The 14,313-nt window shown below is 52.8% G+C and carries 14 protein-coding genes; 10 read left to right on the top strand and 4 right to left on the bottom strand.

The features are described 5' to 3' along the window. Positions 1-78: 78 nt before the first annotated feature. The 5 genes from ubiI (at position 79) to OGW16_RS17485 (ending at position 7,116) form a co-directional block, all read left to right on the top strand. The gene (gene ubiI / locus OGW16_RS17505; protein WP_087051216.1) at positions 79-1,281 is read left to right on the top strand and encodes an FAD-dependent 2-octaprenylphenol hydroxylase; all 1,203 of its coding nucleotides are present in this window, start codon (positions 79-81) and stop codon (positions 1,279-1,281) included. Between the two features lie 452 nt (positions 1,282-1,733). Next, the gene (gcvT, locus tag OGW16_RS17500) at positions 1,734-2,828 is read left to right on the top strand and encodes a glycine cleavage system aminomethyltransferase GcvT (protein WP_286518659.1); all 1,095 of its coding nucleotides are present in this window, start codon (positions 1,734-1,736) and stop codon (positions 2,826-2,828) included. Between the two features lie 25 nt (positions 2,829-2,853). Beyond that, entirely contained in the window at positions 2,854-3,243 is a 390-nt protein-coding gene (gene gcvH, locus OGW16_RS17495; protein ID WP_003026965.1) for a glycine cleavage system protein GcvH, read from the top strand. 177 nt (positions 3,244-3,420) lie between these two features. Then, positions 3,421-6,294 (top strand): aminomethyl-transferring glycine dehydrogenase, encoded by a 2,874-nt coding sequence (gcvP, locus tag OGW16_RS17490; RefSeq protein WP_075145661.1) that lies wholly within the window; start codon positions 3,421-3,423, stop codon positions 6,292-6,294. 78 nt (positions 6,295-6,372) lie between these two features. Next, a complete protein-coding gene (locus OGW16_RS17485; protein ID WP_043017511.1) occupies positions 6,373-7,116 on the top strand; it encodes an SDR family oxidoreductase in 744 nt (247 codons plus the stop codon). Between the two features lie 94 nt (positions 7,117-7,210). Here the strand turns inward: OGW16_RS17485 and bglA are convergent, their stop codons facing one another. Then, positions 7,211-8,644 carry a 6-phospho-beta-glucosidase BglA gene (gene bglA / locus OGW16_RS17480; protein ID WP_043017510.1) on the bottom strand — a complete coding sequence of 478 codons (1,434 nt, stop codon included), beginning with the start codon at positions 8,642-8,644 and terminating at the stop codon, positions 7,211-7,213. A 119-nt stretch (positions 8,645-8,763) separates the two neighbouring features. After that, positions 8,764-9,492, bottom strand: coding sequence for a MurR/RpiR family transcriptional regulator (locus tag OGW16_RS17475; RefSeq protein WP_008785744.1), 729 nt, complete (start codon positions 9,490-9,492; stop codon positions 8,764-8,766). Positions 9,493-9,544: 52 nt separating this feature from the next. On the opposite strand from OGW16_RS17475, the gene yqfB reads away from it, so the two are divergent. Both yqfB and trhA read left to right on the top strand, forming a co-directional pair. Further along, positions 9,545-9,856, top strand: coding sequence for a N(4)-acetylcytidine aminohydrolase (gene yqfB, locus OGW16_RS17470; RefSeq protein ID WP_043017509.1), 312 nt, complete (start codon positions 9,545-9,547; stop codon positions 9,854-9,856). A gap of 163 nt (positions 9,857-10,019) precedes the next feature. Continuing rightward, positions 10,020-10,679, top strand: a complete 660-nt coding sequence (trhA, locus tag OGW16_RS17465) for a PAQR family membrane homeostasis protein TrhA (protein ID WP_087051219.1) — start codon at positions 10,020-10,022, stop codon at positions 10,677-10,679. Positions 10,680-10,770: 91 nt separating this feature from the next. On the opposite strand, the gene ygfZ is transcribed toward trhA, so the two are convergent. Further along, a complete protein-coding gene (gene ygfZ, locus OGW16_RS17460) occupies positions 10,771-11,751 on the bottom strand; it encodes a tRNA-modifying protein YgfZ (RefSeq protein WP_043017507.1) in 981 nt (326 codons plus the stop codon). A gap of 256 nt (positions 11,752-12,007) precedes the next feature. Between ygfZ and sdhE the strand changes: the two genes are divergently transcribed. Beyond that, positions 12,008-12,274 (top strand): FAD assembly factor SdhE, encoded by a 267-nt coding sequence (sdhE, locus tag OGW16_RS17455; protein WP_080626132.1) that lies wholly within the window; start codon positions 12,008-12,010, stop codon positions 12,272-12,274. Next, positions 12,255-12,662, top strand: a complete 408-nt coding sequence (locus OGW16_RS17450; RefSeq protein WP_043017506.1) for a protein YgfX — start codon at positions 12,255-12,257, stop codon at positions 12,660-12,662. Before sdhE ends, OGW16_RS17450 begins: the two co-directional genes overlap by 20 nt. Positions 12,663-12,761: 99 nt before the next feature. Here the strand turns inward: OGW16_RS17450 and fldB are convergent, their stop codons facing one another. Further along, positions 12,762-13,283: a flavodoxin FldB gene (fldB, locus tag OGW16_RS17445; RefSeq protein WP_220771436.1), complete on the bottom strand. Its 522-nt coding sequence runs from the start codon at positions 13,281-13,283 to the stop codon at positions 12,762-12,764. A gap of 113 nt (positions 13,284-13,396) precedes the next feature. On the opposite strand from fldB, the gene xerD reads away from it, so the two are divergent. Beyond that, positions 13,397-14,293: a site-specific tyrosine recombinase XerD gene (gene xerD / locus OGW16_RS17440; RefSeq protein WP_003825519.1), complete on the top strand. Its 897-nt coding sequence runs from the start codon at positions 13,397-13,399 to the stop codon at positions 14,291-14,293. The last annotated feature ends 20 nt before the right edge of the window (positions 14,294-14,313 follow it).

Below are 14,313 nucleotides of genomic sequence, written 5' to 3'. Positions count from 1 at the left end.
TGGCCAGTAGGCCGGATGGCGGCGTAAACGCCTTATCCGGCCTACGGTTTTGATTGTTCCGGTTTCCAGGAGTAAACAGTGCAAAGTGTTGATGTAGCAATTGTTGGTGGCGGCATGGTAGGACTGGCGGTTGCCTGCGGCTTGCAGGGCAGCGGGTTGCGCGTTGCTGTATTAGAACAACATGTTCCGCAGCCGTTGACGGCGGATGCACCTCCTCAGCTTCGCGTTTCGGCCATTAATGCCTCCAGCGAAAAACTGCTTACCCGTCTTGGCGTCTGGTCCGACATTGTTGCCCGTCGCGCTTGCTGCTACCACGGCATGGAAGTTTGGGACAAAGACAGCTTTGGCCGTATTGCTTTTGATGACCAAAGCATGGGCTACAGCCATTTGGGTCACATCGTTGAAAACTCAGAGATTCATTATGCGCTGTGGCAAAAGGCGCAGCGTTCAGCGGATATTACGCTGATGGCGCCCGCCGAATTACAGCAGGTGGCCTGGGGGGAGAACGAGGCATTTCTGACTCTCAAAGATGGCGCAATGCTGACGGCGCGTCTGGTCGTCGGTGCCGATGGCGCTAACTCCTGGCTGCGCAATAAAGCTGACATTCCGCTCACCTTCTGGGATTACCGCCATCATGCGCTGGTGGCGACTATCCGTACGCAGGAAGCTCACGGCGCGATTGCCCGTCAGGCGTTTCACGGCGAGGGGATCCTGGCATTCCTGCCGCTCAGCGATCCGCACCTGTGTTCTATCGTCTGGTCGCTCTCGCCGCAGGAAGCAGAACGTATGCAGCAGGCAAGCGTTGATGAGTTTAATCAGGCGCTGAATATCGCTTTTGATAATCGTCTGGGGCTGTGCAGCCTTGAAAGCGAACGTCAGGCGTTTCCGCTGACGGGACGCTATGCCCGTCAGTTCGCCGCCCATCGTCTGGCGCTGGTGGGGGATGCGGCGCATACTATCCACCCGCTGGCGGGTCAGGGGGTTAACCTTGGCTTTATGGATGCGGCGGAGCTGATCGATGAACTTAAGCGGCTACAACGTCAGGGTAAAGATATTGGTCAATATCTCTATTTACGCCGCTACGAGCGCAGCCGTAAGCACAGCGCAGCAATGATGCTGGCCGGAATGCAGGGCTTTCGTGAGCTGTTTGCCGGCGAGAATCCGGCGAAAAAACTGCTGCGTGATATCGGGCTGAAACTGGCCGATACCCTGCCTGGTGTAAAACCACAGCTCATCCGTCAGGCGATGGGGCTGAACGATCTTCCTGAGTGGTTACGCTAGCGTCCGTAAGGACAATCTCAAGAGTTTGAGACCCGTCACACTTTCCTCTCCCGGCCTGCGCGCCGGGGCACTTCTCTCATTTGAAATAATCTAATTCCACGCCTTTTTTCGCATTAGTTTTTTTAATATTACGTTTTTTTCATAACGCCATTTTTGACATTTTTTCCACATTTAATGTGGATTGGTGCGGTAAATTCGCGTTTATCTTTGATTGTTATTCTGGTTAATCGCTATATCTCTGGAATTTTATTCTGCTGGCGATCTGGCCGTTTTTGGCCATAAGCTAATGTGATGGTTAATTTTGACTTATGGTTTAGCGCCTGTTTCGGTGGTAAGTTCAGGACAAAGAGAACGTTTGCGTCGTAGCCCCTGGAGCGGCTGCGGTGCTGGGTTTCGTGGCGAAAATTTCACCGCGAAAGAGTTGGTAGCCCCGCTTATTCAACGAGGAAAAGATGGCTCAACAGACTCCTTTGTACGAACAACACACGCTATGTGGCGCGCGCATGGTAGATTTCCATGGCTGGATGATGCCACTGCATTACGGTTCTCAGCTTGATGAACACCATGCTGTTCGCACCGATGCCGGAATGTTTGATGTGTCGCATATGACCATCGTCGACCTGCGCGGTAGCCGCACCCGGGAGTTCTTGCGTTATCTGCTGGCAAACGACGTCGCGAAGCTAACGAAGACGGGTAAAGCCCTCTACTCCGGGATGCTCAACGCTTCGGGCGGCGTGATAGATGACCTGATTGTCTATTACTTCACTGAAGACTTCTTCCGCCTCGTTGTAAACTCCGCCACCCGCGAAAAAGACCTCTCCTGGATTACCCAACACGCTGAACCTTATGCTATCGACATCACCGTTCGTGACGACCTGTCGCTGATTGCGGTGCAGGGGCCTAATGCGCAGGAAAAAGCAGCTACGTTGTTTACTGACGAGCAGCGCCAGGCGGTAGAAGGCATGAAGCCGTTCTTTGGCGTTCAGGCGGGTGATTTATTTATCGCAACTACCGGTTATACCGGCGAAGCTGGCTATGAAATTGCCATGCCGAATGAAAAGGCGGCAGATTTCTGGCGTGCGCTGGTACAAGCAGGTGTCAAACCTTGCGGTCTCGGCGCGCGCGACACGCTGCGTCTGGAAGCCGGTATGAACCTGTACGGGCAGGAGATGGACGAAGGAATTTCACCGCTGGCGGCCAATATGGGGTGGACCATCGCATGGGAACCGGCTGACCGCGACTTTATCGGTCGTGAAGCGCTGGAAATGCAGCGTGAAAAAGGTCATGAACAGCTGGTCGGGCTGGTGATGACCGAGAAAGGTGTGCTACGTAATGAACTGCCGGTGCGTTTCACCGATGCTTCGGGCAACCAGCAGGAAGGCATTATCACCAGCGGGACATTCTCCCCAACCCTGGGTTACAGCATCGCGTTGGCGCGTGTACCTGCGAGTATCGGTGAGACCGCAATCGTACAGATCCGTAACCGTGAAATGCCGGTAAAAGTGACTAAACCTGTTTTTGTGCGTAACGGCAAAGCCGTCGCGTAATTCATCCTTTTTTGGAGATTGATTGATGAGCAACGTACCTGCAGAACTGAAATACAGCAAAGAACACGAATGGCTGCGCAAAGAAGCTGATGGCTCTTACACCGTGGGTATCACCGAACACGCTCAGGAGCTGTTAGGTGACATGGTTTTCGTTGACCTGCCCGAAGTTGGCGCTACCGTCAGCGCGGGCGATGACTGCGCCGTTGCGGAGTCCGTAAAAGCGGCATCCGATATCTATGCGCCAGTAGGCGGTGAGATTGTTGCTGTAAACGACGCGCTCAGCGACTCCCCGGAACTGGTCAACAGCGAGCCGTATGCGGGTGGCTGGATCTTTAAAATCAAAGCCAGTGATGAAAGCGAAATTGAATCGCTGTTGGATGCGACCGCATACGAAGCATTGTTAGAAGACGAATAAATACGCTTCATTCTTCACGTTGCAGGTGTGTTGGCTTCTTCGCCCACCCCAGTCACTTACTTATGTAAGCTCCTGGGGATGCGCTGCGTCGCCGCCGTCCTGCAACGCGAATTATTTTGCGTATTCAGGTAAGTAGAGACACCTACGATTCACTGCACGTTTCAGGAACCATCGCCCATGACACAGACGTTAAGCCAGCTTGAAAACAGCGGCGCTTTCATTGAACGCCACATCGGACCGGACGCCGCGCAGCAGCAAGAGATGCTGAATGCGGTTGGCGCCGAGTCGTTAAACGCGCTGATCGGCCAGATTGTGCCGAAAGACATTCAGCTCGCAACCCCGCCGCAGGTTGGCGAGGCGGCGACCGAATACGCTGCGCTGGCTGAATTAAAAGCCATCGCCGGGCGTAACAAGCGCTTCACGTCCTACATTGGCATGGGCTACACCGCCGTGCAGTTGCCACCGGTTATCCTGCGTAACATGCTGGAAAACCCAGGTTGGTACACCGCATACACGCCGTATCAGCCGGAAGTCTCTCAGGGACGTCTGGAAGCACTGCTGAACTTCCAGCAGGTGACGCTGGATCTGACCGGTCTGGATATGGCCTCCGCCTCTCTGCTGGATGAAGCCACTGCGGCGGCTGAAGCCATGGCGATGGCCAAACGCGTCAGTAAACTGAAAAATGCCAACCGTTTCTTTGTGGCGGCTGATGTTCATCCACAAACGCTGGACGTTGTACGCACCCGTGCAGAAACCTTTGGCTTTGACGTCATAGTTGATGACGCGGCGAAAGCGCTGGATCACCAGGATGTGTTTGGCGTGCTGCTGCAACAGGTTGGCACCACCGGTGAAGTGCACGACTACAGCGCACTGATTGCTGAGCTGAAATCCCGTAAAGTTGTGGTCAGCGTCGCTGCCGATTTTATGGCGTTGGTACTGTTGACTGCACCGGGCAAACAGGGTGCGGATATCGTTTTCGGCTCTGCACAACGCTTCGGCGTACCGATGGGCTACGGCGGCCCGCACGCGGCATTCTTTGCTGCTAAAGACGAATTCAAACGCTCCATGCCAGGACGTATTATCGGCGTCTCCAAAGATGCGGCGGGTAATACCGCACTGCGCATGGCGATGCAGACTCGCGAGCAGCATATCCGCCGCGAGAAAGCGAACTCTAACATTTGTACCTCACAGGTCCTGCTGGCCAACATCGCCAGCCTGTATGCCGTGTATCATGGCCCGGTTGGCCTGAAACGCATTGCAAATCGCATCCATCGTCTGACCGATATTCTGGCAGCCGGTCTGCAACAGAAAGGCTTAAAGCTGCGTCATGCGCACTACTTTGACACGCTGTGTGTTGAAGTGACCGATAAAGCGGCGGTTCTGGCGCGTGCTGAAGCGGCAGAAATCAACCTGCGCAGCGACATCCATAACGCGGTAGGCATTACGCTCGACGAAACCACTACCCGTGAAAACGTGGTGCAGCTGTTCAATGTTCTGCTGGGCGACAGCCACGGCCTGAGCATCGACACGCTGGATAAAGACGTGGCGCTCGACAGCCGTTCAATTCAGGACAGTATGCTGCGTGACGATGCGATCCTCAGCCATCCGGTGTTTAATCGCTATCACAGCGAAACTGAGATGATGCGTTATATGCACTCGCTGGAGCGCAAAGATCTGGCGCTGAACCAGGCGATGATCCCGCTGGGATCTTGCACCATGAAGCTCAACGCCGCTGCCGAGATGATCCCTATTACCTGGCCTGAATTTGCTGAGTTGCATCCGTTCTGCCCGCCAGAGCAGGCGGAAGGTTATCACCAGATGATCGGCCAGCTTTCCGAGTGGCTGGTAAAACTGACCGGTTATGACGCCGTCTGCATGCAGCCGAACTCCGGCGCGCAGGGCGAATACGCTGGCCTGCTGGCGATTCGTCATTATCACGAAAGCCGTAACGAAGGCCATCGCGATATCTGCCTGATCCCGGCGTCCGCCCACGGTACTAACCCGGCTTCCGCACAAATGGCGGGGATGCAGGTCGTGGTTGTCGCCTGTGATAAGAACGGCAATATCGACCTTACCTGCCTGCGTGAAAAAGCAGAACAACATGCTGCGAATCTCTCCTGCATCATGGTGACCTATCCGTCCACCCACGGCGTATATGAAGAAACGATCCGCGAAGTGTGCGACGTTGTGCACCAGTTTGGCGGTCAGGTTTACCTTGATGGCGCGAACATGAATGCTCAGGTTGGGATCACTACGCCGGGCTTTATCGGCGCAGATGTATCGCACCTCAACCTGCATAAAACGTTCTGCATTCCGCACGGCGGCGGCGGTCCAGGTATGGGGCCGATCGGCGTTAAATCGCATCTGGCGCCGTTCGTACCGGGCCACAGCGTAGTTCAGATTGAAGGAATGCTAACCCGTCAGGGCGCAGTATCTGCGGCGCCGTTCGGTAGCGCATCCATTCTGCCAATTAGCTGGATGTACATCCGTATGATGGGCGCAGAAGGTCTGAAACAGGCAAGCCAGGTGGCGATCCTTAACGCTAACTACATTGCCAGCCGTCTGAAAGATGCTTATCCGGTGCTGTATACCGGTCGTGATGGTCGCGTGGCGCATGAATGTATTCTCGACATTCGCCCGCTGAAAGAAGAGACCGGTATCAGTGAACTGGATATTGCCAAGCGTCTGATCGATTACGGTTTCCATGCGCCGACCATGTCGTTCCCGGTTGCGGGTACGCTGATGGTGGAACCGACCGAATCTGAAAGCAAAGTGGAACTGGATCGCTTTATCAACGCAATGCTGGCAATCCGCGCTGAGATCGACCGCGTGAAAGCTGGTGAATGGCCGCTTACAGACAACCCGCTGGTTAACTCCCCGCACACGCAAAACGAGTTGGTCGCGGAGTGGAATCATGGTTACAGCCGCGAAATCGCCGTCTTCCCGGCAGGTGTTGCGAACAAATACTGGCCGACCGTGAAACGCCTTGATGATGTTTACGGCGACCGTAATCTGTTCTGTTCCTGCGTGCCGATGAGTGAATATCAGTAACTTTTCCGCGTAGTAAAGCAGTTTCCAGGCCGGGTAAGGCGAAGCCGCCTCCCGGCTTTTTCATATCTGGAGGTATCCATGGGAATCGCACTTGTTACGGGTGGTAGTCGCGGTATTGGTCGGGCAACCGCGCTGCAGTTAGCGCAAGAGGGTTACACGGTGGCCGTTAATTTTCACCATAATATTCGTGCTGCAACCGAGGTGGTGAATATCATTGCCGCTGCCGGGGGAAAGGCGTTTGCTCTGCGGGCTGATATCAGCGATGAAAGTCAGGTTGGGGCGATGTTTGAGTCCATTGACCGCGAAGGGGAGCCGCTGACTGCGCTGGTGAATAATGCCGGGATTTTGTTTGAACAGAGCACGGTGGAAAGCCTGACTGCCGAAAGAATCAACCGCGTACTGGCAACCAATGTTACCGGCTATTTTTTGTGTTGTCGGGAAGCGGTAAAGCGCATGTCGTTCAAACATGGAGGGCAAGGTGGGGCGATTGTGAATGTCTCTTCGGCAGCGTCAAGGCTTGGCGCCCCTTTCGAATATGTTGATTACGCGGCCTCAAAAGGCGCAGTAGACACGCTTACCACCGGCCTGGCGCTGGAGGTTGCGGCGCAAGGGATCCGCGTGAACTGTGTGCGACCGGGTCTTATCTACACTGAAATGCACGCGTCTGGCGGCGAGCCGGGAAGGGTTGATCGTGTGAAATCCTCGTTACCTATGCAGCGCGGCGGACAGCCGGAGGAGGTCGCGCAGGCGATTACCTGGCTGCTGAGCGAGAAGGCATCATATGTGACGGGGAGTTTTCTGGAACTGGCTGGCGGGAAGTAGAGATTTATTTGCCGGATAGTGCTGTGCTTATCCAGCCTACGGGCGCATAACCTGTAGGCTTGATAAGATGCTTACGTCGCCATCTGGTAAAAAATCACAGATTCTCGCCGTTGCTGGCAATGACCTCTTTGTACCAGTTAAAACTTTTCTTGCGTGAACGCGACATATCGCCGGTGCCGTCGTCGTGTTTGTTCACGTAAATAAAGCCGTAACGTTTGCTGTACTGGCCGGTGGTGAACGAGACGCAGTCGATGCAACCCCACGGCGTGTAGCCCATCAGGTCTACGCCATCATAGGTCACCGCTTTCATCATCTCTTCAACGTGGGCGCGCAGGTAGTCGATGCGGTAGTCATCGTGGATGCTGCCGTCTTCTTCCACTTTGTCGTAAGCGCCAAATCCGTTTTCAACGATAAACAGCGGCTTCTGATAGCGCTCGTACAGTTCGCATAACGCGTAACGCAGGCCGACCGGATCAATCTGCCAGCCCCAGTCGGATGCTTTTACGTGTGGGTTCGGCACGCTGCCCTCAAAACCGGAAATGGCATCGCCGCTGCCGCCTTCCGCTTTTACCGCGTTGGTCATGTAGTAGCTAAATCCGAGATAGTCGCAGGTGCCTTCTCGCAGGATTTGCTCATCGCCAGCTTCCATTCGGATGTTGAATTCGCGGCGCTCCCATTCGTTCAGCACATAGGATGGATAGTAGCCGCGCAGTTGAACGTCGGTGAAAACGTAACGCTCACGCATAGACTCCTGGGCGAACATCACATCTTCAGGCTTACAGGAGTACGGGTACAGTGGCACCATCGCCAGCATGCAGCCGACTTTCATTTCCGGGTTGATGCGACGTGCGGCTTTCACCGCCAGAGCGCTGGCCACGAACTGGTGGTGCAGCACCTGGTACATAGTTTCTTCCGGGTTTTCATGCTCGGTATACACCACGCCGGAGCAGCAATAACCAAACAGTGGCGCGCGCCAGTTTCGCTGGTTGTTGATCTCGTTAAAGGTCATCCAGTACTTGACCTTGTGTTTGTAGCGCTCAAAGACCACTTCAGCAAATCGGGCAAAGAAATCGACGACTTTACGATTGGTCCAGCTACCGTACTGCTGGACCAGATGCAGCGGCATTTCAAAGTGAGAAAGGGTGATGACCGGCTCGATGTTGTACTTAAGCAGTTCATCAAACATGTCGTCGTAGAACTTTAGTCCTTCTTCGTTTGGCTGGGTTTCGTCCCCTTGAGGAAAGATGCGGGTCCAGGCGATTGACGTACGGAAGCATTTGAAGCCCATCTCGGCAAACAGCTTAATGTCTTCTTTGTAATGACCGTAAAAATCAACGGCTTCGTGGTTGGGATAGTACTTACCTGGCACAACTTCCTGAGTGATTTCCCGCGGAATGCCGTGTGCGCCACCGGTCAGTACGTCGCAAATGCTGGGGCCTTTACCACCTTTGTTCCAGCCTCCTTCAACCTGGTGCGCCGCCACCGCGCCGCCCCATAAAAAATCTTTTGGTAAGGTAAGTTTTTTCATCTGCGTCAGTCTCAAATTAATACAATCTGATTTTGAGTCTAACAAAGGAAAGATAAATGTCACGCTATAACAAAATAGCGTTAATGTGATTTGTTACATCAAAAAAACAGATTGTTTTTTTACGCTATTCTTTTCGCCAGCTTGCGGCCAAGTGATTCCAGAATATAAATAACAGGGATTTGCGTGGTTATATCGTATACCCCGGCAATGCGCGTTTGTGGAACGTGCCAGGAGAGGTTAAAGTCAGCGAGTTTCGCCAGACGCGAATGTTCATGGCTGGTGACCGACAGGACCTTACAGTTGTGCAGGCTGAACTGGCTGGCAAAACGCAGGATCTCTTCTGTTTCACCAGAAACGGAAAGCACGATCGCCAGCGCATTTCTGGCCATGTCATTCGTTACCGGGAAATAAGGGTCATCAATGTGATTACTGAATTTTCCGACATTTGAGAAAAAACGTGCGCCATATTTGGCTAAAGCTCCGGATGTTCCCGCTCCGACGAATATAATACGTTCGGAGGATAATATAATATCAACAGCCTGATCGAGCAGATTATCGAACTCGTCGTTATTGACACCTTTAAAGAAGCTGATGATTTCGCTGGCACCGAAATTAGCCTGTTGCGGTTCATTCTGCTCTAAATATAATTTGAAGCGTACGCGAAATTCTGAGTAACCTTCACACTTAAGCTTGCGGCAAAAGCGCAGCACGGTGGTTGTAGAAACGCCCACGGCATCGGCCAGTTCGCGAATGGTCATGTACATGACTTTGTCACGATTTTTGATGACATAGTTGTAGACCAGCATCTCAAGATTGTTGAGACTGGCGATGGCAGCGTGGGAGAACATACTCACAATGGCAAAACTCACTCATCAGACTTCATCTACAGGGAATAATAACATGCAGCCAAATGACATCACTTTTTTTCAGCGTTTCCAGGATGACATTCTGGCCGGACGCAAAACCATCACCATTCGTGACGAGTCCGAATCACACTTCAAAACCGGTGACATTCTACGGGTTGGACGCTTTGAGGATGAGGGATACTTCTGCACGATTGAGGTTGTTGGCACCTCAACCGTTACGCTGGATACGCTGACGGAAAAACATGCCCAGCAGGAAAATATGACGCTTGAAGAACTTAAACATGTCATTGCTGAGATTTACCCGGATCAAACGCAATTTTATGTGATTGATTTTAAATGCCTTTAATTATAAAGGTACGCCTGTTAGCTGAAATTATAAAATTAACATAATGATTTTTATGGATTAATTTTTATCTGGGAATTATTTTAGCTAACATGTGTTCACTGGAACCATTCTCAGTTACGCTAGAGGAGCAATCACGATAGTGCACGTTTCTCGGGAGTAAGTTATGGTTCAGAAGCCATTAATCGCGCAGGGATATTCGCTGGCAGAGGAAATAGCCAACAGCATCAGTCACGGTATCGGGCTGGTGTTTGGGATTGTCGGACTGGTGTTATTGCTGGTCCAGGCAGTGGATACCAACGCCAGCGTTATGGCGATAACCAGCTATAGCCTGTACGGCGGCAGCATGATCCTGCTGTTTCTCGCCTCAACCTTGTATCACGCGATCCCCCATCAGAGAGCGAAAGTCTGGCTGAAAAAATTCGACCATTGTGCGATTTATCTGCTGATTGCCGGGACCTACACACCATTTCTGCTGGTGGGACTGGATTCGCCACTGGCACGTGGGTTGATGATTGTTATCTGGAGCCTGGCGCTGATCGGTATTTTATTCAAACTGACCATTGCGCACCGGTTTAAGGTTCTCTCACTGGTAACCTACCTGACAATGGGCTGGCTATCACTGATTGTGGTGTATCAACTGGCGGTTAAACTGGCTGTGGGGGGCGTGACGTTGCTGGCCGTTGGTGGTGTGGTGTATTCGCTGGGCGTAATTTTCTACGTTTGTAAGCGTATTCCATACAACCATGCTATCTGGCACGGCTTTGTGCTGGGCGGCAGCGTTTGCCACTTTCTGGCGATTTATTTGTATGTTGGACAGGCGTAACCCTTGATTCCGGATGGCGGCTAACGCCTTATCCGGCCTACAAAATGTGCCTGTAGGCCGGATAAGCGTAGCGCCATCCGGCGTTAATCTTTTACTCTTCCAGTGAATACGGCAGCGGCACAATATGCAGCGTTTTCGCGTCGTCACGAACGCGGAACACGCTGTCGGCTTCCATATCGTTATTCATCACAACCTGCACCAGTATCTGACCATCAGCCAGTTGCACCGCGGCGAGTACGGTGCCGGTACGGCGCCAGTTCTCGCCCATTTTCAGCTCCAGGTCTTCACCCGCTTCTGGTACCCGACTGGCCGCACCTGCCAGAGTCCACATGGCGCGTTTGTTGGCTCCGCGGAATTTTGCGCGAGCAACCATTTCCTGACCGGTATAGCAGCCTTTTTTAAAACTGATCCCGCCCAGTGCCTGCAGATTGGTGGCTTGCGGAATAAACTGCGCACTGTTGGCAGTATCAATAACAGGAATACCTGCTTCTATATCCAGCGCCAGCCACTGCTGGCTGTTATTTAACTCCGCTTCACCGCGCAGCTTCTCTACCAGGGTTTCCGCCGTTGCAACATTAACGATCAGCAGGAAACGCTCAGCAGGATGTTCGAACCACAACAGGGTGGAAGAACCGTCAGTAATAACCTGTTTATCGCTGTTTGGTAATTCGCTAAAGAGATTGGCCAGCGCCGCACGCGCCTGGAACCCCGCTACACCCAGCAGTACTCGCTCGTCGTCCGGGACAATCGCCACCTTCGAGAAAACCGCATATTTTTTCAGCTCAGTGAGCTGCGCATCACGCAGGCTACGGCGCTCAAGCCATGCAAAACCGTCACCCTGGCGGAACAGACGCAGGTTGCTCCACATTTTACCTTTGGCGTCACAATGTGCAGCCAACAGGTGCTGATGCTCGGTCATCTGGCTGACATCCGCCGTGACCTGACCCTGAATATACTTCTCACTGTCGACACCGGTGATGGTGGCGAGCGCCCAGTCATCGAGCGTCATTAGCGTCAGAGGCAAACGCGTTGACGCGAAAGGCTGGCGAGGAGGAAAAGATGTAAAAGCCATAATAATGTCCTGATTTGCTTAACGCAGTGATAATGACTAATGGTAAAAGAGCTATGGCCCATTGCAAGCGGTTTAAACAGGCTATTTGTGCCATATATTAAGCTTTGCGAGGAGACATCCAAAAATGCTGAATCCTTTGACTTAATGCGGTTTTATTTAGCGAACACGCTTCCGTTTAATGATATTCCCGTAAATGTGCGGGAAAAACACGTTACAATAGCGGGATACTTCGTTTTCGCGAGACAGGGAGAAGAACATGGATATTAACAACAAAGCGCGTATTCATTGGGCATGCCGTCGCGGTATGCGCGAGTTGGACATCTCGATCATGCCGTTTTTCGAACATGAATACGACAGCTTAAGTGACGAAGAAAAACGTATCTTTATCCGTCTGCTAGAATGTGATGATCCAGACTTGTTTAACTGGTTGATGAATCATGGGAAACCAGCTGATGATCAGTTGGAGCAGATGGTGCGACTTATCCAGACACGGAATCGGGAACGTGGTCCAGTGGCAATCTGATTTACGCGTTTCATGGCGCGCGCAATGGCTTTCGCTGCTCATTCATGGGCTGGTGGCGGTATTCATTTTATTGATGCCCTGGCCATTGAGCTACACCCCATTATGGCTGGTTCTGCTCTCTCTGGTGGTGTTCGATAGCGTCCGAAGCCAGCGCCGAATTAACGCCTGTCAGGGCGAGATTCGGCTGTTGATGAACGGTCGACTGCGCTGGCAAGGGCAAGAGTGGTCTATTGTTAGCGCACCCTGGATGGTCAAAACGGGCATGATGCTGCGTTTGCGTTCTGATGTCGGAAAGCGTCAGCATTTGTGGCTGGCGGCAGACAGTATGGATGATGCTGAGTGGCGGGATTTGCGACGGTTAATACTGCAACAGGCGAAGCAGGGATAACGTCGATAAATGCCTGGTGGGGCGCAGCTTTAAGGTCTCGGTTCGGTCAATAAAGTAGGCCGGATATGGCGTATACGTCAGGATCCGGCAAAGTGGTTATCAGGACCAGTGTTCGGCCATTTCACCAAGAATTTGCTCGCACCAGACCTGAATGCGTTCATCGCTGAGATCGTACTGATTTGTTTCGTCCAGCGCCAGGCCAACAAACAGCTGTCCATCGGCAATGATGGGTTTATCGCTGGTGAATTCATAGCCTTCGGTTGGCCAGTAACCAACAAATTTTACGCCCTTGGTGACCAGCTTATCATGCAGCATACCCAGCGCATCCAGGAACCATTCGCCGTAACCCAACTGATCGCCCATACCGTAAAGCGCAACGATTTTGCCCTCCAGGTTGAGGTCGTCCAGTTGCTCCCAGACCGCTTCCCAGTCCTCCTGAATTTCACCGAAATCCCAGGTCGGGATGCCCATAATGAGCACGTCATACTGCTCCATTAAGCTCGGGGAATCATCTTTGAGGTTGTGCAGTGTCACCAGTTCGGGACCCAGGATATCGCGGATTTTTTCTGCTGCCATTTCGGTGTAGCAGGTGCTGGAACCGTAAAAAAGACCCATGTTCATGACGTAAACATCTCAATTCTGCTGTAGCGTTGCGGGTAGTGTAACAGAATCGCCGCATTCTCGGCACAATGAGGCATAATGCATCAAAAATGAGAGTGGATTAAGGGGCGCGAGTGGAACAGGATCTGGCGCGCATCGAGCAGTTTCTTGATGCCCTGTGGCTGGAACGAAATCTGGCGGAAAACACATTAAGTGCGTATCGTCGCGATCTGACCATGCTTGTCGAATGGCTACATCACCGCGGCGCTTCGCTTGCGACTGCGCAGAGTGATGACCTGCAAGCATTGCTGGCTGAACGGATGGATGGGGGATATAAAGCCACCAGCTCCGCACGCTTGCTCAGTGCAACGCGGCGTTTTTTTCAGCATCTGTACCGTGAGAAATATCGCGAAGATGACCCCAGCGCCTCGCTTGCATCACCTAAACTTCCGCAGCGTCTGCCCAAAGATCTCAGTGAGGCACAGGTAGAACGACTGCTGCAGGCACCGCTCATCGAACAACCGCTGGAGCTTCGCGACAAAGCCATGCTGGAAGTGTTGTATGCCACGGGCCTGCGCGTGTCTGAACTGGTGGGGCTGACGATGAGTGACGTCAGCCTGCGTCAGGGCGTGGTCCGGGTGATCGGTAAAGGTAATAAAGAGCGCCTTGTCCCGTTAGGTGAGGAGGCGGTGTACTGGCTGGAAACGTACCTGGAACATGGTCGTCCATGGTTGCTCAACGGTGTATCGATTGATGTGCTGTTTCCCAGCCAGCGGGCGCAACAGATGACCCGTCAAACGTTCTGGCATCGTATTAAACATTATGCTGTGTTGGCTGGAATCGACAGCGAAAAGCTGTCTCCGCACGTCCTGCGGCACGCGTTTGCCACCCATCTGCTCAACCATGGCGCTGACCTGCGCGTGGTGCAGATGCTACTGGGGCATAGCGATCTCTCGACAACGCAGATTTATACTCATGTCGCAACGGAGCGCTTGCGGCAACTACATCAACAGCATCACCCGCGAGCGTGAGTGCTGACAGGAAAGGATAG

Origin of the sequence: Citrobacter sp. Ce104, from assembly GCF_030334595.1 — a bacterium.
Lineage (GTDB): Bacteria > Pseudomonadota > Gammaproteobacteria > Enterobacterales > Enterobacteriaceae > Citrobacter > Citrobacter europaeus.
The sequence above is the reverse complement of the archived record's forward strand: the minus strand, read 5'-3'. Positions and strand labels throughout refer to the sequence as shown.